The sequence below is a fragment of the Brevibacillus reuszeri genome (assembly GCF_002897295.1).
In the GTDB taxonomy this organism is placed as follows: Bacteria; Bacillota; Bacilli; order Brevibacillales; family Brevibacillaceae; genus Brevibacillus; species Brevibacillus reuszeri_A.
In genome coordinates, this window is the sequence record NZ_BEXF01000035.1 from 1 (window position 1) to 24,096 (window position 24,096).

Sequence of the window (24,096 nt, forward strand, 5' to 3'; positions counted from 1 at the left end):
CGAAGGTCTTAAGAGTCTTAAGGATAGGTATTTTCTTTTACGTCAAACTTAGATGAACCGCCGTATACCGAACGGTACGTACGGTGGTGTGAGAGGTCGGGGGTTAGTCACCCCCTCCTACTCGATTTTTCTGAGCCGATTACTACTTGGCGGCTACGACTTCCTTTTTCTGTTCCAAATGCCGGATAATCGCCATCAAATCCATTTCACCAAGTCCGTCCTCCAAAGCCTGGCGATAACTCGCATTCGCCGTATCTGCCATAGGTGTGGATACGCCCGCTTCCTTTGCGAGTCGGAGGTCTTTTGCCATATGCTTCAAAGCAAAGGCAGCCGGGAATTCATCGGCGAGAATCGAGGCAGCCTTTCCACGGATGAGAGGAGTTCCTACCGCACTTTCCGAAATGATATTTAGCATTTGCTCGCTGCTAATCCCAAGAGAACGAGCAAAGAGCAATGTTTCAGAAACACCCTGCACCGTTATTCCAAGCAACAGATTGATCGCGAGCTTGGCAGATGTACCCGATCCGTTCGGTCCTAGGTGCAGCGCTACTTTCCCGAGCTTGTCCAGCATCGGCTTTGCTTCCTCGTAGTCTACCTCTTCCCCGCCAACCATGATGACGAGTGTGCCTTCCTTGGCAGGACCTACGCTTCCCGAGACAGGAGCATCGAGAAAGCGCAAACCGACTTTCTTTGCCTGCTCAGCCAAAAAGCGAGATGTATCTGGTGCGATGGTACTCATATCTACTGCCAGCTTTCCTTTGACTGCGGCAGAAAGCAGACCGTTTGCTCCCGTATAAATCGCTTTTACAGCGTCATCATCACTGACCATTGTAAACAAGATATCGCACTCATCGACCAACTGTGCAAGTGTCGCTGACTGTTTAGCCCCAAGAGCCAGCAGGGGTGCTGCTTTGTCTGGTGTTCGATTCCAAACATACAGGTCAAAGCCTGCTGCAAGCAAATTGCTCGCCATTGGAATCCCCATGTTGCCGAGTCCAATCCAACCGATTTTCACTGTCACTTTCTCCTTTATCATCTTGTTGATTTGCTACTTTGTAATTTGTTGTTGCACGAGCTCTTTGAGCATCGCATGCTTGGACTCTGTCATAGAAAAAAGCTCGTCGAACCCGCCAGGAAGAGTTTTGTCCAAGACACGTAGTCCTTCTTCTGTAATGCCGCCTTTGGTCGCTACTTGAGTGATCAGCTGATCAAAGCCTAGCTGTTCATTTTTCAAAAGCAGGGCGGTGCCGAGCATAGTCTCTACCAATATGCTGCGTGCTGTATCGATGTCTAGCTGTGGTGTCTTGCGCACTGCAGCCATGGCAAAGGATTCGAGTATTCCTGCAATCAAGCCTGGAGCGCTGCTACTGATGATGGTGGCAGTCTCGATGACGTCCTCTGTTACTTCTTGGGCGGTGCCAATCGCAGAGAGCAGGGTTACAAATTCGCTGCGCTGCTCAGCACTCACTCGGGTGCTGCACGTAAACAAAGAAACACCATGTAACTCCTGAGATGTTACGGTAGGGATGACTTTACTAACGGGACCAGCGTGGCTTTTTTCCAGATCAGAAATGCTCACGCCTGCCGCTACGGAGATGACATGCTTTTCAGCAGAAACGGCTAGACCACCGAGGAGCGGCAAAATGTCCAGAGGCTTGGTACACAGAAAAATATGGTCTGCCTGCTCACAAATCTCCTGCGCATTATGGGCAACCGTGATACCGTACGCAGCTTGTAGTATTTCCGCTTTTTCGCGTGTGCGGTTATATACAATCACATTTTCCGGTGAAATGACGCCGCTTTTGCACAAAGCCTTCACAAGCATTTGTCCTATACTGCCTAATCCAATAATTCCGATGCGCATCGCAACAACCTCCCCTCGTATTGTAACGCAGCCTATGTAAAAAAGGTACAATCTCCCGGAAAGAGAGACTGTACCTTAGGTTTCAAAAGGTTCGAGCCGAATGATTAGTCGTCAGAGCTGCGGAAGATCATGATGTACTTCGCCAGCTCCAGAACAGAGATCAGAGCAGCCGCAACATAAGTCAGAGCAGCAGCACCGAGAACCTTGCTCGCGCCACTTTCTTCGCTATTGCGGATGAAGCCCATGCTCACCATCAGTTCCTTGGCACGGCTACTTGCGTTGAACTCAACTGGCAGTGTGATCAACTGGAAGGCAACCGCTGCGGAGAAGAAGATAATCCCGAACAGCAGAAGACCGGACATGTGGAACAAGAGACCAGCGATCAAAAGCAAAGGAGCCACTCCAGAAACGAGATTCACTACTGGAAAAATGCGGTGACGTGCAACCAGCATCGGGTACGAAACCTTGTGCTGGATCGCGTGGCCTACCTCGTGACAAGCTACCGACAAAGAGGCGATAGAGTTGCCGAAGTAAACGGGGTCAGACAGGCGCACCACGCGCGACATTGGATCGTAGTGGTCGGTCAGTGTCCCTGGGATATGCTCTACCGGAACGCTAGTCAAGCCGTTTGCATCGAGCATACGTCTGGCAGCTTCTGCACCGGTGAGACCGGAGGAAGTAGGAACATCAGCGAACTTGTTAAAGGTCCCTTTAACCCGAAATTGCGCCCAGAGCGACAGTCCGAATGCGATAAAAATCAGAATATCCATGGGGTGGAATAACATTGAACATTCACTCCTCATTTTCATCTATACAAAAGTGCAAACCATACTCATTCAGTGTGTCCCATATCCATATATACGAATAAGTATCATGGCGGTTTCACTATTTATTGTACAATCTCTGACCTTCATTGACAATATTAACGTATGTTTATATGTACACAAAAGGCACAAACCTTTTATCTAATATAAAACTATTATGGAAAATATTTCTTGATTTCTAAATTAGAAATATATTATTATTATTTTTGTGAATCTAATAATAAAACAGGAAAGGATGTATTAAATGAGAAAAAAAGTATTTAATTCCCTTTTGGTTCTATCGTTATTAGTTCCAACTGTCTTTGGTAGCGTAGTTTATGGACAAGAAGAAACTAAAATTGATCGTAATACCTTAGAGAAACGTAAAGAGATAGAGAAAATAATTATTGAATCAGAAATCAAGGCTAGGGAGTATGCAAAAGATAAACTTAAAGAACAAAAGGGGAAAACAGCTGAAGATTATGAGGGAAGTTCCGAATTCATTGAAATATTGTTAGAAAAAGAAAAAGATATACTAAGTGAATATGACATTCAAAGAATCGATGAAGCTACAATTAACGAAGATGGGGGAATCAGTATTCAATCTACATCTCCACCAACTAATGCAATTGATCTAGGTAGTCCAAAAGTATATTCTTCATCTCAAGGGTATTTAATAGTGTCTAGTGTATACTGGAAAAATGAGTATTGGAGGAAACATTTACCTGTTACATCTGGATCACCAGCGAAAATGGGGGGAGCTGATGGCTTGGGAATATTTTTTAATGATTCCACAAACATTGAGATCTCAAGTTCTTCTTTTTACACCTACGATGAATCATTAAAAACATATAATAATAATTTATATCCACATAGAATAGGTGGTAGTGGGGTTTATTATAAGGCCCAGGATACCGTAAATGTATTATGGCCAAACGCTAACAGCTACTCATGGGATAGCTCTTATATTACAGTGTGGCCGTATTTTAAAGGCCGGGTAAACACAACTGCCAGAACACAATTCACTCATACTTGGGGAGATACAGATATTTCAAGTGTCACCATTGGTAATGGCTACATTGGTGTCACATTTAGTAATCCTGGCTATGAATGGGATGGATACTCTTCTGGCTACGCACAAATTAATAATTAAGAAAACATAATATAAGACTTGATAGGGCTATTCCAAATCTCGAATAGAAAGGGATAGCCCAATATTTAAAAACCATTTATTCCTGCTTATCTTAGATAAAGATATAAGAATTACTTCTTGAAATGACTGGGGAGGGATAAGTATTTGCGCAATAAAACAGTGTCTGTACTTGTAGCTTTGGTTATTGTTCTAATCGCAATTATATTGCTAAATAAATATTTAAATCCCAAAAACGAAGATATTTTCATTGACAAAAATAGCTTATTAGTTGAAGAAATCGATAATGTTCAAATTTATGACGCAGAAAATAAAAATATATATACACTCAATCAGTCGATAGAAATATCATCTATACTGTCTATTTTAGAATCTATGAATAATTTAGAGATTTCTAGTATTGATGATTTAACTGCAGATAATGTTAATGTTATTTTTCAGATCTACATAAAACGTAAAGGCTATTATCCAAATTCCCCTATAACTATATTTGAAGATGGAACAGTTCTTGTCGGTGCGAAAGTAGTAACCTTAGATAGTAAAGCAAAGGCAATTTTAGAAAAAGCCCTTAAAGATGCATTAAAATCGAAATAATGTGAAATGCTATCTGTAGACGATGGAATATGTTGGGGGCTAGTAATGGAAATAGACACTCCACCAATTAAGGGAGGAGTGTCTTTTGAAGGTTGAGGTAAGTTTATCACTCTGTAGACACAGACGGATCAGCCTGCTCTTTCTTCGGCGAAATCATGATAAATTGGGAATCCGCTTCGTCGATCCATTTTTGTACGCGGGCAGCCGTTTCGTATTGCTCAGTAGCAAGCAGCTCTTCCTTGTAGTGACCGAGCAGTTCCTGCACATCGCTGACTCCCTGCTGATCCAGCTTGTAGAGGAAGACTTTTGCCCCTTTGGCGATGCGGCGCTCCAATGCTGCCTGGTCAAAGCTCATTTCCGGGTTAAGCTTGACGTAGATGACACCACCTGTCATTCCTGCACAAATCCATGGACCTGGATCACCCAGGACAACCGCGCGTCCATTGGTCATGTACTCGAAGGCAAAGCCCTTCAGATTCGCACGTGAGCCAATGCCGCCAAGCTCATCCTGAATCGGCTCCGTAATCTCTCCGCCAAAGACAACATCAGCACCGGAGAGGCGGATGCAGGCACGGGAATCTGCGTTTCCTTGAACAACGAACAGCCCTTTTTGCGCCCCATAGCAAAAGCTTTTTCCGACAGAACCGTTCACATAAGCACCTTGAAGCCCTTTTGCTTTAAGGACAGAGACACGGCCACCAAAGCTCGTTTTACCGACGCCATCCTGTGCGCCACCCTCGACACGGATGTTGACGCCTTGGACATTGTACGCTGCCAAACCATTGCCTGGCACACTCCCTGCGACAAAATTCAAGGATACCTCTGGCAACGAGGTGTAGCTGCCATCGAGATGGTTTTCTACCCGCGCTCCTGCCCAGCGACTGCCTAGGACACGCTCTCCTGAGAGTATGCTGGTGAACGTCTCCTGAATAGGGCGATCTGCATTGAAATAACGGCTCTCGGAGGCAGTCGCCAAAGCACCTGCTGCTACAAGGACACGCTCCTCGGTTTCATCCACCTGTCCATTCACCGCAGCTTTATAGAGAGGATGTACCGCCAGTAGAGCCGTCAGATCAATTTTCTCCAGCAGACGCTTCTGTACCAGTAGATCAGAGCGTCCGACGAGGTCTTGGGTACGGGTAAAGCCGAGAGCGGCAGTAATACGTCGTACTTCCTCGCCAAACAAGGTAAAGAATGTTTTTAGCCCAGATACCGCAAGATCAGCCTGACGCGGTACGAAGCGGCGGAGTCCTTTTTCATGAGCTTCCTCTACATTGTCGATTTGCGTAGCGATCCCGACGTGGCATGTATCCAAATGACAGCCGCGGCAAGTCGTACAACCTACGGCGATCATAGCGAGCGTAGCAAATCCGATCCGGTTGGCACCAAGCAGCATCAGCTTGACGACATCCGCGGCACTTTTTACGCCACCATCCGCCCACAGCTCCACCTGATCGCGCAGTCCTGCTTCGAGCAGTGCATTGTGAGCTGCTTTGACCCCGATCTCTGCTGGCAAGCCTACGTGCTGAAGCGCATGGACACGGGCAGCACCTGTTCCGCCATCGAAGCCGGAGAGGGTGATATAATCTGCGCCTGCCTTGGCTACACCTACAGCAATCGTTCCGATGTTTGGCACGATCGGCACCTTCACGCAAATTTTAGCTTTGTCATTGGCGGTTTTCAGCTCGGTGATCATCTGCGCCAAATCCTCGATCGAGTAAATGTCGTGGTTGTTGGAGGGCGAGATCAGATCCGAGCCGATGGTCGCGTTACGAGCAGCAGCGATTTTCGCAGTTACCTTGGAGCCTGGCAAATGACCGCCTTCACCTGGCTTTGCGCCTTGACCGATTTTGATTTCTAATAGATAAGCAGCATTTGCCAGTTCTACATTGATACCAAAGCGACCGGACGCGACCTGGATGCCACGAGTATGCCGGTAGCGACCTAGCATATCCTTGATCTCGCCGCCTTCGCCGTTCATACATATCATACCCAGCTGATCGGCTGCTTCTGGATAAGCGCGGAAGGCCGTTTCATTTTGCGAGCCAAAAGACATAGACGAAATCAAGAATGGCAAGGAATGCTCACCAACGCTGATATCGACCTGCTCAGGATCGATCTGTTCTTTTGCCTGCTCAAAGTCAAAGTCAGCAACGTGACGAATCGCGATAGGATTATCCCGCTCGTTTTCATCCAGCTTGAGGGCATAGTCAGAGTAAGGGATGTCACCAGCTGCCATTTGTCCGATCAGCTTCCATAAACGCGGGAAGATATGGAAGGTTTTCGACTCGCGAGCTGTTTCACTAGAAAAGTCGTGATGGCGGCGGATGCTGTCCTCTTGCAGGTCACCAAACGAGACACCTGCCTGCTCGGACCCGCAGAAGTTGACGATGCCAAGCGCTTCTGCTACATCCTGGCGCAAACCGATGGAAGAAAAGAGACGCCCGTAGCCGCGCAGCTCGTGGATGCCGATGGTAGAAATGACTTTTTCCAATCCTTTGTTTATCGCGCTGTACAAATTGCTTGCAGAAACATCGCCATTTTTGGCAGCAGCTGTTGCAAACATCAGGTAAGGTGAGACAGCATCAGCGCCAGAACCGATGGACAGCGCCAGATCATGCAGCGAGCGAATCGCCCCGGATCGCAGAATCAGACTTGCTTTTCGACGCAGGCTGATGCCTTCTTGGTCAAAGGAAGCCTTGAGAGCCTGATCGACAGAAGCGATGACGAGCAGCGGGTCCATCCAGTACTTTTCTTGCTGATGAGCGTCTGTATCGTCGAGAATGAGCAGAACCGCACCGTTTTTGACCGCTTGAATTGCTGTCTGGGTAAGCTGCTTCAGTCCTTTCGCATAGCCATCCTCTGCGATGAAATGAGTGGATAGAATCGCAATGCTGGCTGGATGGTTGTTAAAGTGATGGATAACCTGCTCCAGAGAAAGGGTATGTTGATCGGCAGACGTCTTTTGCAAGGCTTGCCCTTCCACGAGCAGGGGAGATGGCAGCTCGATCCGCTGGTACGTTCCCGCCTTGGAAGAGAGAGGAACACGAGCGCCGATGACGACACGAGTGGAGAAATGCTCCATCTCTCGGTCTCGGTCAATGGCAGGGTTGGTCACAACCGCTACACTTTCCTTGATGAAATCAGCGAGGTTTTGACGTTCCTTGGAGAGAACCCCCAGCGGACCGTCGTGACCAAGTGAACGAATCGGTTCAACACCGTTTGTGGCCATCTGCTCAATCAGCTGCACCTGCTCGCGATCCCAGCCATATGCACTGTAAATGGAAGAGGTCGGAGCGGCGATTTCTGGTTCTGTAGCAAGAACCTCTGCTTCATACAAGTAATGCAAATGTTGACGTGCACCTGAGCTTTCGATTTTTTGCGAAAAGCGCTCGTAAATGATTTGCTGGAGCTGATGATGCGAGAGAACCTCCACCTGTTTTCCAGGGTTGAGGACCACACCGACCTTTTCTCCAGGAGCAAGCGATTTTGGCTCACTTGCCATTTGATGCACAGGAATGACACCTTGCTCAGACGAGAAGTACAGGGAGGTAGGGCCTTCTACCATCCAGAGTGGACGCAGACCGAGGGCATCCACGCTAAATACGCATTCGTTGGAATAGCGGGAAACAATGCCGGCAGGACCTTGGGCAAAATGCCCCCATGCCTGGCGCAGATAAACATAGAGATCCTGAAGATGAGCGGGGAGCAGCTTCATTTCATGGTGAATCGGAGGAAAGACGACTTCCATCGCTTCAAAAAGGCTGAGTCCATAGCGATGAATAAACGTCTCGATGGTCCGATTTACATTTTGCGAGTCGCTGCCGCCATCGACGAGTGGAACCCCAAGCATCTGGGCTTCCTCTTCCAGTTTGCTGATCGTATTGATTTCTCCATTATGGCCGAGTAGCGAAAAGGGCTGGACCCTGAAAAAGTTAGACAACGTATTGGTGGAATAGCGATTATGACCGACAGTAACGGAGGATTGAAACTGTTCATCTGCCAGATCGTCGAAATACGTTGGCAAAATGTTGGCGGCACCCATGACCTTGTAGGCACTGCTTACAGGACTGAGGGAAGCGACATGCACATTATGCGCAGACTCAATGGCTGTATGGATTTCAAAAAGCTGCTTGCTGTATTCGGCTTCGGTCAAGCCTTCTGGGGCAGAGATGGCTATTTGCCAGAATATTGGCTCATCTTTTCTCCCGTTTTTCCCGAGCACGTCCGAGTTAACCGCATTTTCACGTTCAAGCAAAATAGCAAGCTGATTGCTTGTAAACAAGGTGCGAATTTCGTCTTGAACAAGCTGTGCATCATGTCCATTTCGTGGAACAAATATATGAGCGACGGAAAAGCGAGGATCATGAGCAAAATCCCCATCCAGTCCAGCCTGATGCAAATATCTCGACCATAGTGTGCGGGGAATATCGGTCAAAATTCCACAGCCATCACCTTCGCCGTCGATAAAGCCGGAGCGGTGCTCCATTTGAATCAAGGAGCGAATGGTCTCGTCTACATTTTTTCGCGTAGGGATACCCTGTTTTTCGATGATACAGATGATTCCGCAGCTATCATGCTCGATGCGATGATAATCGTGGAATTGTTCAATGGTTTCTTTCTGGTCTCTGTTTAGCATGATTTCTCGGTCAGTTGTAACTGACCATCCACCTCCTATAAACAATTCTGAAACTTCTAAAAATATTGTGGTGTTAAGAATAGCATGAACATTCGCTCAGCGCAATAAAGTGAAAAGCGGCAAATCGTAATGTAAGCGTTTTACCTTTAAGAAAAGTTTTTTAATCGATCAAAACGCCTATGTATCAACGACAAAAAATAGACACATTCCCTTGGTAATTGGTGGAATGTGCCCGTTTCAGGTTTCTAACGATCGTGATTTTGTGTTTTATGATGCTCCGTTTTTCGAGGCGTTTGGAATCCTTTTACTTCGAGCATTTTACTGCTCATCTTGGAATCCAGCGTTTTTTCAGGAGCTTGCGGATAGCTCTTTTCGCCTTTTGACACCAGGATCTCCTCCTCAGATGAATACGGAATCAGACGTGACATCCATTAGTATGACCGAAAAAAGAGGCCCATGATGGTGGCAATGGTTGGTTGCCAGTCATGGGCACAGCTTTGATGTGTTTCTAAAAGGCTCACATCACTAAGCTAAATCATTTACGCCTGCAATTTTGCAAAAGAACGTTCTACCGCAGCGATCGTCTTTTGAATGTCTTCCTCGGTATGGGCGGTCGTGATAAACCACGCCTCGTATTTGGACGGAGCAAGGCAGATTCCCTCATCGAGCATGAGACGGAAGAAACGGGCGAAAAGCTCGCCATCTGCTTTTTGTGCAGCATCATAGTCATGGACAGGCTCGTCTGTGAAGTATACAGCCATAGCGCCTTTGACACGATTGAGCTGGATCGTTACGCCATGCTTATCTGCCGCTTCATGAATACCATTTTCCAGGATGGCACCCAGTCGTTCGAATTCATCATAGACACCGGGCTGCTTCAATACTTCCAGGCAAGCGATTCCGGCGCGGATGGAGGCTGGGTTGCCGGCCATCGTTCCCGCTTGATAAGCAGGGCCGAGCGGAGCTACTTGTTCCATAATTTCACGACGTCCACCGTAAGCGCCGATCGGCAGACCGCCACCGATAATTTTGCCAAGTGCAGTCAAGTCCGGCTCCACTCCAAGCAGGTTTTGTGCGCCGCCGTAGCAGAAACGGAAAGCAGTGATGACTTCATCGTATACGACGAGCGCACCTGCTTCATGTGTCAGTCGGTTCACTTCCTCAAGGAAGCCAGGCTCAGGTGTCACGATTCCAAAGTTGCCGACAATCGGTTCGACCAGCACGCATGCAGTTTCGCTGCCCCATTTTTCAAGCGCCTCAGCGAATGCTGCCTTGTCATTAAACGGTACAGTAATCACTTCGCTCGCGATGCTTTGCGGGATGCCCGCGCTGTCTGGAATGCCCAAAGTGGAAGGCCCAGAGCCTGCAGCCACCAGCACCAGATCAGAGTGACCGTGGTAGCAGCCAGCGAATTTGATAATTTTTACACGGCCAGTGTAAGCACGAGCTACACGGATGCAGGTCATGACAGATTCCGTACCGGAGTTGTTAAAGCGGATGCGTTCCATAGAAGGAATAGCTTCGCGAATCATGCCAGCGAAGGTAACTTCCCATGGAGTAGGCGTGCCGTACAACGTGCCGTTTGACGCTGCCTCGCAAATTGCTTTGGTTACGTGCGGATGAGCGTGACCAGTGATGATCGGTCCGTACGCTGCCAGATAGTCGATATATTGATTCCCGTCCACGTCCCAGAAGTATGCTCCCTCAGCACGTTCCATTGTGACTGGGGCACCTCCGCCTACGGCCTTGAAAGATCTCGATGGGCTGTTTACGCCACCAAGAATCACATCCAAAGCTTGGTTGTGCAGCTCTGCGGATCGTTCACGTTTCATGGTTAATCCCTCTTTTCTTGTCCCAAAAGTCCTTCATTATCTTACCACAGCAATTGAGTAGGTGGGTATGGACCAACAGCTCTGGATGTGAAAAAGGAAAAATGATACAATTTTTGGGCAAATCACAACACACAGACAAAGGCGGTTGTCCACTATGAAAGTCGAGTGTATTTCGATTAAGGGTAGCGGCAAGAGCAACGAGGATGCTTATGTTATTTCACAGGTCAAGCACGTATTTGCAGTGGTAGACGGTGTTTCTGCTCTCGTTCCTTATGAGAACGAAGCGGGGCAAACAGGGGGAGCTATTGCCGCTGAGCTCGTAAAGCGTCAGTTGGAGGCTTTGTCAGAGGAAGTGGCTCTGCACGATTCACTGAGTATGGCGAACGAGGCGCTGCATGACAGTATGGGCAAAAGTCAGATCGATGTGACGCAAAAGGAAGCACTCTGGGGTGCGGCGTGTGCAGTAGTTCGCGTAGGAGAGGCGCATATTGAATACGCGCAAACAGGGGATTGCATGATTTTTGTTGTTTATGCAGACGATACAGTACGCCCCTTGACGCATCTGCAGGTCAATCATTTGGAAAGCAAAGCTTTTGACAAGTGGGAGGAAGGAATTGCCCAAGGTGTAGGGACCCGTTCCGAGCTGCTGGAACGATGTAGGGACGTACTAATCCACAATCGGTATCAGGCAAACACACCAGGCGGCTATGGCGTATTGAATGGGGATACTTCTGCCAGGGATTTCATCGAATACGGTCGTGTGAATCGGATTGGTGCAGTGGCATTGGTGCTTTTAACAGATGGACTGTTCATGCCGCGTCCTTATGGAGGGGTCGAGCCGAATTGGGAACAGACTGTCTTGCCGATCGTTCATAAAGGACTGCAGCGATATACCGACGACCTATTGGCGCTGGAAAACAGCGATCCCGAATGCACCAGCTACGTTCGCTTTAAAAAATCGGATGACAAGACGGGTATTGTCCTGTATTTGGAATAGCAGTTTTGTGCAGTTTGCCTTTTGCAGAAATTGAATCGCTCATATACACTAACAGGTGTTATGCAACCGAGTAAAAAAGGACGGTTTTCCATGATTCAAGTAAATCATTTACAAAAGGAGTTTCGCATTCATCAGGCCAGATCAGGACTTGGTGGTGCTTTTCGTGATTTGTTCAGCCGCGAATACAAAACAGTAAAAGCGGTGGACGATCTTTCCTTCACGGTAGAGGAAGGCGAGATGTTTGCGCTGATTGGGGAAAACGGCGCCGGTAAATCGACGACGATCAAGATGCTGACGGGAATTCTGACACCGAGCGATGGTGAGATCGTGATTAATGGCTATGTTCCTTTCAAGCAGCGCGAGGAATACGTGCGCTCGATTGGGGTCGTTTTTGGACAGCGCTCGCAGCTGTGGTGGGATTTATCTCCACTAGAGTCGTTCCGTCTGTTAAAAAGCGTCTACAAGGTCGATGAGGCAGAGGGAGAAAAGTGGCTGAATCGTTTGATCGAGGAGCTGGAAATAACCCCCTTCGTCAGTCAGCCAGTTCGTAAGCTGAGCTTGGGCCAAAGGATGCGGTGTGAGGTAGCCGCCTCTCTGATTCACAAGCCGCGTCTGTTGTTCCTGGATGAGCCGACAGTCGGGCTGGACGTTTTGGTAAAGCAAAAGATTCGTGAGTTTCTGCGCAATTTGAACGAGACGGAAAACATGACGATTTTGCTCACTACCCATGACGTTTCAGACATTGAGGCCCTGTGTAAACGCGTGCTCGTTATGGACAAAGGAAAGCTGATTTTTGACGGACTGCTGAATGACCTGAAGGAAAAATGGGGCAATGGCACGGAGGTGTCGTTCCAGATGAAAAAGCGCACGACGGCAGACGATCTGCGCCATGCTTTGGGGGATATGTCCTGTGAAATCGAGCAGGTCAACGAATATGCGCTTCGTGTAAAAGTGGCGCGTAGTCAGGAAATGCTGCCGTTTGTTTTATCCACAGTCATGTCTACGTTTGAGGTCAGCGATGTGAAAATCCTGGAAACGAGCACGGAGGATATTGTACGCAATATTTATTCGACAGACAGCGAGGTAGTAAGCCATGCGTAAGCTTTACATGGAACTGATTCGCATGCGTTTTTTGACCATGCTTGCCTATCGGGTGAACTACTACAGCGGCATCATCATTTACGCCATCAATATTGGAGCGTACTACTTTTTATGGGGAGCGATCTACGGCGGACAGCAGCAGCTTGGAGGTCTTTCTGTCGAGCAAATGACGTCCTACGTCGCAATCGCCTGGATGTCCCGAGCGTTTTACTTCAATAACATCGACACGGAAATAGCCCAGGATGTGCGAGAGGGTAAGGTCGCGATCGAGATGATCCGGCCGTATAACTATCTCACAGTGAAAACGGCGCAGGCATTTGGCGAAGGGATTTTCCGGTTCCTGTTTTTTGCGGGTCCGGGGATCTTCCTGATCAGCCTGATCATACCGTTCAGCTTCCCGGCCACGGCAACAGGGTGGGGCTTGTATCTCATCAGCTTGATGTTCGCCTTTTTGATTAATACACAGGTCAATCTGCTGACAGGCTTGTTTACATTTTTCCTGTTCCGCAACGACGGGATGATGCGTGCCAAACGGGTAGTTGTCGACCTGATGTCCGGTCTCGTGCTGCCGATCAGCTTTTTTCCGGGCTGGGCGCAAACCGTTATGGGCTTTTTGCCGTTTCAGGCGATCAACTACTATCCAAGCCTGATCTTTACAGGTGCAATTACCCCGTCACGGGCGTGGGAGCTAATTGGATTTCAGGTCATCTGGATGTTCGTGATTCTGGTTCCCATCTTGCTTCTCTGGCGCAGAGCCAAAAGCAAGCTGGTTGTGCAAGGAGGGTAGATCATGCAAAACATCAAGCATATTATCGGCATTTTCGCAGACTACCTGGGGCAATATTTCAAAACAAGGCTCGCGTATCGTGCTGACTTTCTCGGCGATCTCGTATCCAACCTGATTTCCGAGCTGATCAATCTGGTGTTTATTATTGTCGTGTTTACACATGTTCCGATGATGAAGGAATGGACGCGCGATGAAATCATTTTCATCTACGGCTTCTTTTTGGTTCCGTATGCACTGTTCTCCATGTTCTTCGGCTTCTGGGATTTCAACGAGCGATATATCATCCGTGGGGAAATGGACCGTATTTTGACCAGACCGATACACAATCTGGCACAGGTCTGTCTGGAATCGATCGCACCGGACCGGATCTTTGGCGTCATTACCGGCTTGATCATTATGGGCTATGCGGCCATTCAGCTGGAGCTGTCGTTTTACTGGTACGACCCGCTGATTTTTATTGGACTCGTCATTAGCGGCGCTCTCATCTATGGAGGCGTGTATACGGCGATTGCCGCCGTCAGCTTTTTCTCTGACTCCCGGACAGGGATTGCCCCGATGATTTACAACATTCAACAGTACGGGCGCTATCCGGTTGATGTGTACAACAAGGTCATTCGTTTTGTGCTCACTTACGTCTTGCCATTTGCTTTCGTCGGAGTCTATCCGGCGGCTTACTTTTTGCGCAAAGAGGTTTGGTATACGTATGCGGCACTTACGCCACTGATGGCTGTGATCTTCTTCGGGGTGGGCCTCTTAGTTTGGAACTGGGGTGTCACGAAGTACAGGGGAGCGGGGTCGTAAGGTCTAGCCTCGCTATACATGGCATAACCTGATGAGGATTCCTTTGTTTTGCAGATCAGATGTCTATTCATTATTTTTATTTCACTGTTGTTGTGGTAATATTAAAAGTAACAAGTAACAAAAAAAGACCGCCCGGCTGCAACCGGGACGGTCTGCACAATAGACGCTTCCCACAAGGGGGCGGCTCAATACTGGATGTGAAATAGACCGCAGAGCTGTCGACTCAAGGGCGGTCTATTTCTTTTTGGTCAAGGTAACTACCAAGCCGATGAAAGCCACTAGGAACAATCCAAACTGGAATATCAGCCCGAGTGTTTCAGTCGTTACCACTAGCCTCACCCCCTTTCAAATGGGGATGAGCCTGACCACCCTTGAGGAGCCCGATTCTATTGTACAAGTGGATTATAGCATGAAAAAGTATTCGTAAGGTTCAGATTATCGAAAAAGCACATAATCCGACTAAATACATCGGAAAAATTATTGAAAAGTGTCGTTTTGCCACTTTCCACTATTGTCAAATCAAAAAACAGCAGTATAATATGCTGTATACAACTTCACATTCCTTCGGGGCAGGGTGAAATTCCCGACCGGCGGTGATCATGCTTATGTAGCGTGTTAAGCCCGCGAGCCTCCCAAGCTGTCAAAAGCGACGGAGTGCAGGATCTGGTGAGATTCCAGAGCCGACAGTACAGTCTGGATGGGAGAAGGATGACGACAGTACGTTTACCACACGTGCTTGTTTGCCTGTGCAAACGGGATGAGACGCAGGGGTGATTTGTGAAAAATCCGCCCGCTTGTTTCTCGTACCCATTTTTTGCGCGAGCTATTTGTCATGCGCTTGTACCAGCCCTGAGGAGATATTATCCTCAGGGTTCTTTTGTTACGATAGGCATTCAAAGACGTGTGGATTCACGACCACTGTTGCCATTCCTCAAGAAGGAAAAAAATACTTGGGAGATGGTACACATGAAAGAAACAGCGCTGCATACTTCACGCGCGCGCTCAACCCAAAAGCTGGTGACGATTCCGATGCTGGCTGCGGTTGCGTTTATTTTGCAATACCTGGAGGTTCCGATTCCGCTGATGCCTAGCTTTTTGAAGCTGGATTTCAGTACGCTGCCAGCTTTGATCGGGGGACTTATGTTTGGTCCCGTAGCAGGCGTCCTTATCGAAGTAATAAAAAACACACTGCACATGCTCTTGAAAAATACAGATGGACTGATTATTGGTGAAATCTCCAACGTGATTGCGGGTGCGTGCTTTATTTTGCCGGCGATCTATATGCAACGCCTGGGCAAAGGGAAAAAAGGCTTCCTGACAGGTCTTGCTTTGGGGACACTGCTGATGACGATCGTTATGGCGATTGCCAATGCGTACGCGCTCTTGCCGGCTTACGCTGTGCTGTATCAAATGCCGATTGAACAACTGCTCGCGATGTTCAACGCGACAAGCATCTGGTCGCTTGTCTTGGTGGGTATCGTGCCGTTTAACCTTTTCAAGGGAGTAGTCATCTCGTTGATAGCGTATCCGGTGTTCGCCAAACTGGCACCGAGATTGCAAGTAAGAACAGGGAAATAACGATAAGCATATTGGATGTGAGGCCTCTGTCCCGATGTGGGACGGAGGTCTTTTTTGTTTGAAAAAGCCCGCAGAATTTACACCTGAACAAGCTTTCCGGTGAAATGAGCCATTTCCCTGCGAATTGTGCCATCGTCCTGATTCGTGATCATGGTTGTAATATCATCCATTTCGCAGACTGTCACCAGCGAGGATTTGCCGAACTTGGTTTTATCCACCAGCGCAATGACTTCCTTGGACTTGGAGATAAAACAGCGTTTGACCTCGGCGTCCTCCAGACTGTAATCGGTTGGCCCCGAGTTGAGGCTGATTCCTGCAAGCCCCATGTAAAAGCGATCGTAGTTGAATTTAAGAACGGTGTCCTTGGCAATCGAGCCCACCATCGACATTTCCGATTTGCGCAGCATGCCGCCTACAAAGTAAACCTGGTGCTGGCTTTTTGCCAAGATAGAAGCAGCTTGAAAGGAATTGGTAAATACCGTTAAATTATTCTTTTTCAATAGCTCTTTGGCAAATTCGGCTGCTGTGGTGCCAACGTCGATGGCGATTACTTCGCCTTCACTGACTTGTTCCGCAGCGTATTTGGCGATTTGCTTCTTAAGCTCCAGATGCTGCTTGTGCCGCTGATGAAACATCGGCTCAATCGAGTTGCTGGGAAGGGCTGCACCGCCCCTTTGCCGGATGATCAAGCCGTCGTTTTCCAATTCGGACAGGTCACGGCGCACTGTAACGGTGGAGACTGCCAGCAGAGAGGCGAGCTCATCTATCGAAAGGGGGGATCTGCGGTTCAAATGCTCCAGTATTTCTTTGGCACGTGGATTTTCCATCTTCGTATAACCTCTCTCATTTTAAATGATTAAATAAGGCAATAAATGAAAAATTTCGATTTGTATGATTAATTTTGATCATGAAATGATAATATCATGATTCAAATTATAAATAAATGAAGACTTTTTGAATGATAATCCTAATCGATAAATTTCAACAAATTTTTCTGCCATACATGAAAAATAGCGAAAGGACAAGGGATAGATTCAAATTATTTTCACAAGAAGCAGGCGCAATATTTTGTTGACATGGATTGAAGAAGAGAATATTCTGAAAAATATAGATCAAAAAGTATCAACATTTAAACTTATTGATCGTAATTTTATCATGGAAGCCAGTTTTTTCTGCCTAACATTCGATCTCGATAGGAAGGGAGTGCTCACGTGCATTGCAAAATCAAGAAGGGCATTAACATATGGTCATTTCCTGAACAAATGAACATCGTGGACTGTATGAGATTGGCGAAGGAAAGCGGATTCGAAGGAATTGAGCTGGCACTAAGCATGAAAGGCGAGCTGAGCCTGACAAGCAGCGACGAAGAAATTCTTCACTTGAAACAGACGGCAGATGAAATCGGGATCGTGATCAACAGTCTGGCTACCGGACTGTACTGGCAGTTTTCCTTGACCAGCAATCGTGAGGATATTCGCCAGAAGGCAAAGGAGACGGTGAGACGCCAGTTGGACATCGGAGCTTTGCTCGGTGTTGACTGTATATTGGTCTGTCCGGGAACCGTAGGAGTGGATTTCACCCCTGATGAAGTGGTGCCGGATGCTAGTAGGATCGAGTTTTTTGCTGGTTCAGAGGTAATCGATTACGATGTCGCCTATGAACGTGCGCTGTCAGCCTTCATCGAGCTTGCGCCATACGCGGAAGAAAAGAAGGTCGTGATCGGAGTAGAGAACATTTGGAACAAGTTTTTGCTCTCGCCGCTGGAAATGCGGGACTTCATCGACAAGATTGGATCGCCGTGGGTACGCGTCTTTTTCGATGTTGGCAATGTGGTCGCGTTCGGCTACCCGGAGCAGTGGATTCGCATCTTGGGCAAGAGGATCGTGAAGGTGCATTTCAAAGATTATCGACGGGACGCAAAAGGCCTAGCTGGCTTTGTCGATTTGCTCGCTGGTGACGTGGACTATGTGCGGGTGGTGGATGAACTTGTCGCTCTGGACTACGACGGATGGGCAAATGCCGAGATGTGTCCAGTGTATAAATGTTATTCTGACCAGATCGTCTACAACACTTCGGTCACAATGGACAGAATATTGCGAATTGGATGAGGGGTGAAGGGTGGAGGTGCGGAGCGTGTCAAAGGTGATCATGCGTGTGAATGCGCTTTCAAAATCATTTTCACAAAAAGGCGCGGAGCTTCGTGTTCTAAATCAGATCAGTATGGACATTCACGAGTCGGAATTCATTTGTGTGATTGGTCCCAGTGGTTGCGGCAAATCTACTTTTTTGAAATGCGTAGGGGGTATTCAGCCTCCTTCGACAGGAACGATCATGCTGGATGGGGTGATGTACGAACAGGGCATTCCATCCCACGTACTCAGGAAATTTGGCTTCGTCTTTCAAAGCAATAACCTGCTCCCCTGGCGCACCGCGGAGAAAAATCTCAGACTCATGCTGGAAGTGCTAAAGGTCAAGGAATTTGACTGGGAGCAAAGAATGGACGAGATGCTCCAGATTGTAGGCTTGGCCCAATACAAGGATGTATACCCCCATGAACTGTCCGGGGGGATGCGGCAGCGGGTCGGGATCGCCAGGGCTCTGGTCCATAACCCGGAGATTCTGCTGATGGATCAGCCGTTTGGCGCCTTGGACGCGATCACAAGAAAAATGCTGTCCTATGAAATGCTGAACATTTGGAAGCAAACCAAAAAGACGATCATCATGGTGACCAACAACGTGGAGGAAGCGCTCTTGCTGGCCAATCGCATCTTTGTCTTCTCACCCTTGCCCGGAGAAATCGTCTCCGAGATCGAGGTAGACATCCCACTGGAGGAACGGGGACAGGACATCGCGAGCAACAAGCGCTATATCGAGCTTCGTACCTTGATCAACCAGGTGATTCGCCAGGGGCATGCTGCCGAAGCAAAGCGTCTGGCAACCTAGCTGAGGGGGATTGACATTGGAACTCATACGCACGAAAAGCAAGCCAGTCCCGAGAGACCGTGCATCGATCATGCACTCATTATCTCCCATTCTGTTGTTTGTAGGCTTGTACTTGCTGCTCGAAATCATCATCCGAACTGCTGGCATTTCCAGAACTGTATTGCCCACGCCTACGGGAATCCTGGTGGAGACGATCCGGAATTTTGGTTCTGATATCTGGCCTCATTTTGTCTTTACCCTAAAAGTGGTTGTGATCGGCTTCATCGTAGCGACGATTCTCGGGATGACGCTGGCAGGCCTCTTTTCCCAGTACGATCTGATTGTCAAAGCCGTCTCGCCGTTTATTATCCTCTTGGTCGTGACGCCGATGATCACGATTGTTCCACTTTTCATGCTATGGCTGGGGTTTGACCCGAACATTCGCATCCTGGTAGTGATTTTGCAGGCGGCTCCGATCATTATGCTAAATACACTGTCCGGGTTCACCTCGGTGGAAACGGAGAAGCTGGAGCTGATGCGATCGATGGGCGCAAGCAGGCGGCAGACCTTTTTCAAGCTGATTCTGCCTAATGCGATGCCCCAGGTGTTTACCGGCATTAAGCTTGGCTGCATCTTTTCCACGATTGGTGCAATCAGTGCTGATTTCGTGGGGGGGTCAGTCGGACTCGGATTTCGCATTCTCCAGTATTCCGGCCTGGTGATGACAGAGATGACGTACGGAACCATTCTCATCGTCGCGCTCATCGGGATCATACTCTATCAATTGGTCAGTTTTGCGGAAAGCAAGTTCATCGTGTGGCGTAAAAAATGAGGCAGCTTATCGGATCGGGGGGAGATCACGTGCAAAATCCCAAAATCAAACTGATCGATGTCACAAAGGTCTTCAAAACACGAAGCAAAGACATCGTGGCCGTGCGAGATGTGAATATGGAGGTGTATCCTGGAGACTTTGTTGCGATTCTTGGTCCCAGTGGCTGCGGCAAATCGACGATCATTCGGATGCTCAACGATATCATTCAGCCCTCATCGGGAGAGATGTACATCGATGGGCAGGAGATCACAGGGAGGAAGACGAGCAGGGACCTGATGAAAAAAATGGGCTTCATCTTTCAACAGCCCAACCTGTTCCCGTGGCTGACCGTACGCCAAAATGTCGCTCTGCCACTCAAGGTATTCGGCTTGCAAGGGAAGGAGTGGGAGCAAAATGTTGATAAGCTGATCGAAATGGCAGGCTTGAAGCAGTACGAGCATGCCTATCCGACTGAGATTTCCGGCGGAATGATGCAGAAGGCCGGTGTGATCCGGGCGATGGTTCACGAACCAGAAATCCTGCTCATGGATGAGCCGTTCGGGGCGTTGGACGAACTTACGCGAGAGCAGTTGGATCTGGAGCTGTTGACGATTTGGGAGCAAACCGGAAAAACGATCATTTTTATCACGCATGAGGTGGAAGAGGCGGTATTGCTCGCTTCCAGGGTGTATGTAATGGCGACCAATCCGGGACGGATCGTGGCGGAGGTAGAGATTGATCTTCCGAGACCGCGAACGTTGGAAATGATCGAGCATGAGAGGTTCATTACATATGAGATGGAACTGACGAGCATGATTGGAAAAGTGGAACTACGGCATATCAAGTAATTCAGAAGGGAGGAACGTGCGTTGCAGAAACAAGTGGCCTCATCGAATGCAACTAGCGTGCTCGCGCCTGTCATCATGTTTTTCATCCTGTTCGGAACCTGGCAATTTGCCGCCGTGGGCTTTGATATTCCGCGCTGGATCTTGCCGAATCCCGTGTCGATCATAGAGACGATGTTTGTTTCGTTCGGCGAATTTGCACCGCATATCGGAATCAGCATTGTGACGATTGTCTGCGGTTTTTTGGTCGCAGTGCCTATCGGGATTTTGCTGGCTGCGCTCATCACCAATTTCAAGATGATCGATAAGACGCTCTCGCCATTCGTTATTTTCCTTGTGATCACGCCGTTGATTACGCTTGTTCCGCTTTTGATGATCTGGTTTGGCTTTGGTATCGAGGTGAAAATGCTGGCTGTCGTTATCCAAAGCTTTCCGATCGTCATGATGAATTCGGCGACCGGCTTCAACAATGTGGAAAACATCCGCCTAGAGTTGATGAAATCATTGTGTGCGAGCCGCTGGCAGACGTTTACGATGGCAATTTTGCCCTCTGCTCTTCCCAATGTTTTTACGGGCATTAAACTGGCCAGCATCTTCGCCACCATCGCAGCGGTCACCTCCGAATTGATCGGTGGCAACATCGGAATCGGCAGCCAAATCATCAAGTATTCCCAGTACATGCAGACCGAGAAAGCATTTGCCTGCATTTTCTTCACGGCGATCATCGGTACGACCTTTTACGGCTTGATTAATCTCGTGGAGAGAAAAATCGTCCGTTGGAAAATCTGACATCTGCGATGGAAATGAGGTGAGTAGCACGTGAACAGCAAACAAAAGGTGTTTGAATATTTGGATAATCATACGAATGAGCTTGTCGAATACATGAAATCGCTCGTAAGCATTCCCTCAATCAACCACACGTTTGGTGGCGATGAGAAAACCGTTCAGGACTGGCTGGCTGACAGTCTGCGCTCTCTTGATTTTGCAGAAGTAGAGCAATTCGCTGCAGACGCGGAGCAGGTCCGGCCCAATGTTGTGGCGTTGATGAAGGGGACGGGTGGCGGAAAAAGTCTGCTGTTCAACGGTCATATGGATGTCGTTCCCATCGCGGAGCCGCATAAATGGCGCAGTGATCCATTCGAGCCACTCCAACAGGGGAACAAAATCTACGGGCGCGGCACGAGCGATATGAAAGGCGGTGTTTCTGCCGCAATCTGGGCGATGAAAGCGCTCAAGGCGTGCGGGATTCCCTTGCGCGGCGATGTTCTGCTGCAAGCCGTCACGGGCGAAGAGTCGAACGAGGCAGAGGAAATCGGGACTGTACAGTGTCTGAAGCGAGGCTATACCGCAGATTTTGCAGTCGTTTGCGAGCCTACCGATCTGGAGCTGCATACCGCCTCTGTCGGACTGTTTTTCTTTGAACTGATCGTCGAAGGCAAGGCCGTACATATTTCAGCCAGAAACCAGGTCTTGTTTCCACAGCCGGCAGGCGTTCCGAGCGGACCCACAGTAGGAGCAGACGCACTGAAGAAATCGCTCCTGTTCGTGAACTACTTTTATTCCCTGGAGGAACAGTGGAATCATCGCTGGCGGGATGCGGTACTGGGTGCTGGCGGCAGTCCCGGACACGATGTGCAGGGAGTAGGCTTGTTTACGATCAACCCTTCGTTTATCGAGGGCGGCGAATACCTCGGCTCTGTCCCTGCCAAAGTAAAGCTCACTTACGGTGTCTGGTACCCGGATCAGTTGGTGAAAAAAGAGGACCTGTGGGAGGAGATCAGAAGGGGCGTAGAAGCGCTCGCCTCGACGGATGATTTTCTGCGCAAACATCCTCCGAGGCTGACCGTGCCTGTGCTGCAGGAATGGCAAGGCTTTCATGTTCCCGCGGATCATGCAGGTGTGCGCACGATGCTGGGGGCGATCACGGACGTGGAGGGATGCAAAGCCGTCTTGTCAGGCTTCCGAGCCGTTTGCGATGCTGCCTATTTGAACAAACACGGCGTACCTGCTGTTGTGTTCGGGCCGGGTTCGCTGAGCTGGTCAGTTCACGGAGAGAACGAGTACATCACGGTAGACAGCCTTGTGGCGGCGGCCAAAGTATACGCCAGCATGATAATGGATTGGTGTCAATGATTCAAGACATAAATGATCCAAGGAGGGTTCCAAAGATGAGAAAGGTGCAAATCACGCTGTTGATCGCTGTGCTTTGGTTAGTGGCAGTGCTTGCTGGATGTGCGCAAAACAGCACGCAGCCAGGGGGAAGTAATTCTTCGGGAGGAAACACGTCTGGGGGCCAAGGCACTGGCACGGCGCCGGGGACCAATACCGCTGCTCCTGCTGCTGGCAATTTGCAGAAGGTGACGGTCGTTGTCCCGCGCACGGTCGAAGTGTTGGATGATGCGCATATTTGGTCCGCGATCAAGATGGGCTATTTTGCCGAAGAAGGCTTGGACGTGAAGATCGAACAGTCCTTTGGTACGACAGATACGAAAATGGTAGCACTCAAAAATGCACAGTTTGCTTTGCCTTCCCCGAATTTCCTGTTTATGGGAATTGAAAACGGATTGCCGCTCAAAGCCGTGTTCCAAAACGACTCCATCAATATTTTTGGCATGGCTGTCCGATCAGACAGCGGGATCAAAACCTGGCAAGACATGAAAGGCAAAAAGGTGGCACTCGGGGATGCGGCTTGGGCCAATATCATTAATCCGACGCTGATTGCTGCCGGGCTTGATCCGGAAAAGGATGTCGAGTATGTGGTTGCAGGGGAGAATCGATTCCAGATGGTGCAGGAAGGCAAGCTGGACATCTTGTTCACATGGGTGGCGGAGTATTCGCAATTGAAAGGCCAGGGATTTGATTTCGAGTATATCGATGGCAACGAGATTCTTCCGTATACCTCGAATCCGCTCGTAACCAATGCCGCGTACCTCACCGAAGATCCGGAAATGGTGCGCAAATTCGTACGCGCGCTGGCAAAAGGAATGTACTTTGTGAAAATGAACCCTGAAGCGGCAGCCGATCTGACGTTGGAACAATTCCCATCGATCAAAATTCCTTGGGACGGGGCTGTCGGTGCGATGATGGGCCGCGTGTATCAAGGCTTCGGGCTAAATGAAGCTGACCAGAAGAAAATCGTGGATGGAGGCATCGGCATCGCGGATATGGACAAATGGAAGCTCAACATGGATTGGGCTGTGAAAACTGGCATCATCCAAAAAGAAATTCCGCTGGATCAGGTAGTGACCAATGACTTTGTCGATACGACCTGGGATAAGTCCAAGGTAGAGGCCGATGCGAAAAATTACGTGTTCAAGGTAAAAGACAAGTACCAGTAAGCCCGTCTCGCCTTTAACGCTTACAGGGAGGGGA

22 protein-coding genes and 1 riboswitch are annotated in these 24,096 nt (G+C 48.7%); of the genes, 14 read left to right on the forward strand and 8 right to left on the reverse strand.

Annotation, left to right across the window (positions count from 1 at the left end):
- Positions 1-142: 142 nt before the first annotated feature.
- From C3B52_RS31775 to C3B52_RS31785, 3 genes are all read right to left on the reverse strand, one after another.
- Positions 143-1,036: an NAD(P)-dependent oxidoreductase gene (locus tag C3B52_RS31775; RefSeq protein WP_305765424.1), complete on the reverse strand. Its 894-nt coding sequence runs from the start codon at positions 1,034-1,036 to the stop codon at positions 143-145.
- A gap of 12 nt (positions 1,037-1,048) precedes the next feature.
- Positions 1,049-1,864 carry a pyrroline-5-carboxylate reductase family protein gene (locus tag C3B52_RS31780; protein WP_103110348.1) on the reverse strand — a complete coding sequence of 272 codons (816 nt, stop codon included), beginning with the start codon at positions 1,862-1,864 and terminating at the stop codon, positions 1,049-1,051.
- Positions 1,865-1,968: 104 nt separating this feature from the next.
- Positions 1,969-2,649, reverse strand: a complete 681-nt coding sequence (locus tag C3B52_RS31785; protein ID WP_103110349.1) for a zinc metallopeptidase — start codon at positions 2,647-2,649, stop codon at positions 1,969-1,971.
- A gap of 283 nt (positions 2,650-2,932) precedes the next feature.
- Here C3B52_RS31785 and C3B52_RS31790 point away from each other — a divergent pair, with 283 nt between their 5' ends.
- Both C3B52_RS31790 and C3B52_RS31795 read left to right on the forward strand, forming a co-directional pair.
- Positions 2,933-3,820 carry a hypothetical protein gene (locus C3B52_RS31790; RefSeq protein WP_103110350.1) on the forward strand — a complete coding sequence of 296 codons (888 nt, stop codon included), beginning with the start codon at positions 2,933-2,935 and terminating at the stop codon, positions 3,818-3,820.
- A 144-nt stretch (positions 3,821-3,964) separates the two neighbouring features.
- Positions 3,965-4,411 (forward strand): hypothetical protein, encoded by a 447-nt coding sequence (locus tag C3B52_RS31795; RefSeq protein ID WP_103110351.1) that lies wholly within the window; start codon positions 3,965-3,967, stop codon positions 4,409-4,411.
- A gap of 106 nt (positions 4,412-4,517) precedes the next feature.
- Here C3B52_RS31795 and C3B52_RS31800 read toward each other — a convergent pair whose 3' ends face one another.
- From C3B52_RS31800 to C3B52_RS31805, 3 genes are all read right to left on the reverse strand, one after another.
- On the reverse strand, positions 4,518-9,050 hold the full coding sequence (locus tag C3B52_RS31800) for a glutamate synthase-related protein (RefSeq protein WP_103110352.1): 4,533 nt from the start codon (positions 9,048-9,050) through the stop codon (positions 4,518-4,520).
- A 245-nt stretch (positions 9,051-9,295) separates the two neighbouring features.
- Positions 9,296-9,436 (reverse strand): hypothetical protein, encoded by a 141-nt coding sequence (locus tag C3B52_RS36955; protein ID WP_012684780.1) that lies wholly within the window; start codon positions 9,434-9,436, stop codon positions 9,296-9,298.
- Positions 9,437-9,589: 153 nt separating this feature from the next.
- Entirely contained in the window at positions 9,590-10,882 is a 1,293-nt protein-coding gene (locus tag C3B52_RS31805; RefSeq protein ID WP_103110353.1) for a glutamate-1-semialdehyde 2,1-aminomutase, read from the reverse strand.
- 154 nt (positions 10,883-11,036) lie between these two features.
- On the opposite strand from C3B52_RS31805, the gene C3B52_RS31810 reads away from it, so the two are divergent.
- The 4 genes from C3B52_RS31810 to C3B52_RS31825 all read left to right on the forward strand — a co-directional run bounded on the left by C3B52_RS31810 (position 11,037) and on the right by C3B52_RS31825 (position 14,568).
- Positions 11,037-11,879 carry a PP2C family serine/threonine-protein phosphatase gene (locus C3B52_RS31810; protein WP_103110354.1) on the forward strand — a complete coding sequence of 281 codons (843 nt, stop codon included), beginning with the start codon at positions 11,037-11,039 and terminating at the stop codon, positions 11,877-11,879.
- Positions 11,880-11,969: 90 nt separating this feature from the next.
- Positions 11,970-12,980, forward strand: coding sequence for an ABC transporter ATP-binding protein (locus C3B52_RS31815; RefSeq protein WP_103110355.1), 1,011 nt, complete (start codon positions 11,970-11,972; stop codon positions 12,978-12,980).
- A complete protein-coding gene (locus C3B52_RS31820) occupies positions 12,973-13,767 on the forward strand; it encodes an ABC transporter permease (RefSeq protein WP_103110356.1) in 795 nt (264 codons plus the stop codon). Before C3B52_RS31815 ends, C3B52_RS31820 begins: the two co-directional genes overlap by 8 nt.
- Positions 13,768-13,770: 3 nt before the next feature.
- Positions 13,771-14,568, forward strand: a complete 798-nt coding sequence (locus C3B52_RS31825) for an ABC transporter permease (protein ID WP_103110357.1) — start codon at positions 13,771-13,773, stop codon at positions 14,566-14,568.
- 234 nt (positions 14,569-14,802) lie between these two features.
- Here C3B52_RS31825 and C3B52_RS37600 read toward each other — a convergent pair whose 3' ends face one another.
- A complete protein-coding gene (locus C3B52_RS37600) occupies positions 14,803-14,898 on the reverse strand; it encodes a putative holin-like toxin (RefSeq protein WP_235615922.1) in 96 nt (31 codons plus the stop codon).
- Positions 14,899-15,124: 226 nt separating this feature from the next.
- Positions 15,125-15,281: riboswitch (FMN riboswitch) on the forward strand.
- A 253-nt stretch (positions 15,282-15,534) separates the two neighbouring features.
- Between C3B52_RS37600 and C3B52_RS31830 the strand changes: the two genes are divergently transcribed.
- A complete protein-coding gene (locus C3B52_RS31830; RefSeq protein WP_103110358.1) occupies positions 15,535-16,146 on the forward strand; it encodes an ECF transporter S component in 612 nt (203 codons plus the stop codon).
- Between the two features lie 77 nt (positions 16,147-16,223).
- On the opposite strand, the gene C3B52_RS31835 is transcribed toward C3B52_RS31830, so the two are convergent.
- Positions 16,224-16,973, reverse strand: a complete 750-nt coding sequence (locus C3B52_RS31835; RefSeq protein WP_103110359.1) for a DeoR/GlpR family DNA-binding transcription regulator — start codon at positions 16,971-16,973, stop codon at positions 16,224-16,226.
- Positions 16,974-17,357: 384 nt separating this feature from the next.
- Between C3B52_RS31835 and C3B52_RS31840 the strand changes: the two genes are divergently transcribed.
- The 7 genes from C3B52_RS31840 to C3B52_RS31870 are packed head-to-tail and all read left to right on the forward strand — an operon-like array spanning position 17,358 to position 24,062.
- The gene (locus tag C3B52_RS31840; RefSeq protein WP_306418841.1) at positions 17,358-18,254 is read left to right on the forward strand and encodes a sugar phosphate isomerase/epimerase family protein; all 897 of its coding nucleotides are present in this window, start codon (positions 17,358-17,360) and stop codon (positions 18,252-18,254) included.
- A 25-nt stretch (positions 18,255-18,279) separates the two neighbouring features.
- Complete coding sequence (locus tag C3B52_RS31845) at positions 18,280-19,089, forward strand: ABC transporter ATP-binding protein (protein WP_103110360.1); 810 nt, start codon at positions 18,280-18,282, stop codon at positions 19,087-19,089.
- Positions 19,090-19,105: 16 nt separating this feature from the next.
- Entirely contained in the window at positions 19,106-19,900 is a 795-nt protein-coding gene (locus tag C3B52_RS31850; protein WP_103110361.1) for an ABC transporter permease, read from the forward strand.
- A gap of 29 nt (positions 19,901-19,929) precedes the next feature.
- On the forward strand, positions 19,930-20,727 hold the full coding sequence (locus C3B52_RS31855; protein WP_164685009.1) for an ABC transporter ATP-binding protein: 798 nt from the start codon (positions 19,930-19,932) through the stop codon (positions 20,725-20,727).
- Positions 20,728-20,748: 21 nt separating this feature from the next.
- Positions 20,749-21,513, forward strand: coding sequence for an ABC transporter permease (locus C3B52_RS31860; protein ID WP_103110363.1), 765 nt, complete (start codon positions 20,749-20,751; stop codon positions 21,511-21,513).
- A gap of 30 nt (positions 21,514-21,543) precedes the next feature.
- Positions 21,544-22,857: an ArgE/DapE family deacylase gene (locus tag C3B52_RS31865; protein WP_103110364.1), complete on the forward strand. Its 1,314-nt coding sequence runs from the start codon at positions 21,544-21,546 to the stop codon at positions 22,855-22,857.
- 35 nt (positions 22,858-22,892) lie between these two features.
- A complete protein-coding gene (locus C3B52_RS31870; protein ID WP_164685010.1) occupies positions 22,893-24,062 on the forward strand; it encodes an ABC transporter substrate-binding protein in 1,170 nt (389 codons plus the stop codon).
- Positions 24,063-24,096 lie beyond the last annotated feature (34 nt).

Coding starts and splice junctions, on each gene's coding strand:
- C3B52_RS31775 (WP_305765424.1), bottom strand. CDS start 1,036: ATGATAAAGGAGAAAGTGACAGTGAAAATCGGTTGGATTGGACTCGGC.
- C3B52_RS31780 (WP_103110348.1), bottom strand. CDS start 1,864: ATGCGCATCGGAATTATTGGATTAGGCAGTATAGGACAAATGCTTGTG.
- C3B52_RS31785 (WP_103110349.1), bottom strand. CDS start 2,649: ATGTTATTCCACCCCATGGATATTCTGATTTTTATCGCATTCGGACTG.
- C3B52_RS31790 (WP_103110350.1), top strand. CDS start 2,933: ATGAGAAAAAAAGTATTTAATTCCCTTTTGGTTCTATCGTTATTAGTT.
- C3B52_RS31800 (WP_103110352.1), bottom strand. CDS start 9,050: ATGCTAAACAGAGACCAGAAAGAAACCATTGAACAATTCCACGATTAT.
- C3B52_RS31805 (WP_103110353.1), bottom strand. CDS start 10,882: ATGAAACGTGAACGATCCGCAGAGCTGCACAACCAAGCTTTGGATGTG.
- C3B52_RS31810 (WP_103110354.1), top strand. CDS start 11,037: ATGAAAGTCGAGTGTATTTCGATTAAGGGTAGCGGCAAGAGCAACGAG.
- C3B52_RS31815 (WP_103110355.1), top strand. CDS start 11,970: ATGATTCAAGTAAATCATTTACAAAAGGAGTTTCGCATTCATCAGGCC.
- C3B52_RS31820 (WP_103110356.1), top strand. CDS start 12,973: ATGCGTAAGCTTTACATGGAACTGATTCGCATGCGTTTTTTGACCATG.
- C3B52_RS31825 (WP_103110357.1), top strand. CDS start 13,771: ATGCAAAACATCAAGCATATTATCGGCATTTTCGCAGACTACCTGGGG.
- C3B52_RS31830 (WP_103110358.1), top strand. CDS start 15,535: ATGAAAGAAACAGCGCTGCATACTTCACGCGCGCGCTCAACCCAAAAG.
- C3B52_RS31835 (WP_103110359.1), bottom strand. CDS start 16,973: ATGGAAAATCCACGTGCCAAAGAAATACTGGAGCATTTGAACCGCAGA.
- C3B52_RS31870 (WP_164685010.1), top strand. CDS start 22,893: ATGAGAAAGGTGCAAATCACGCTGTTGATCGCTGTGCTTTGGTTAGTG.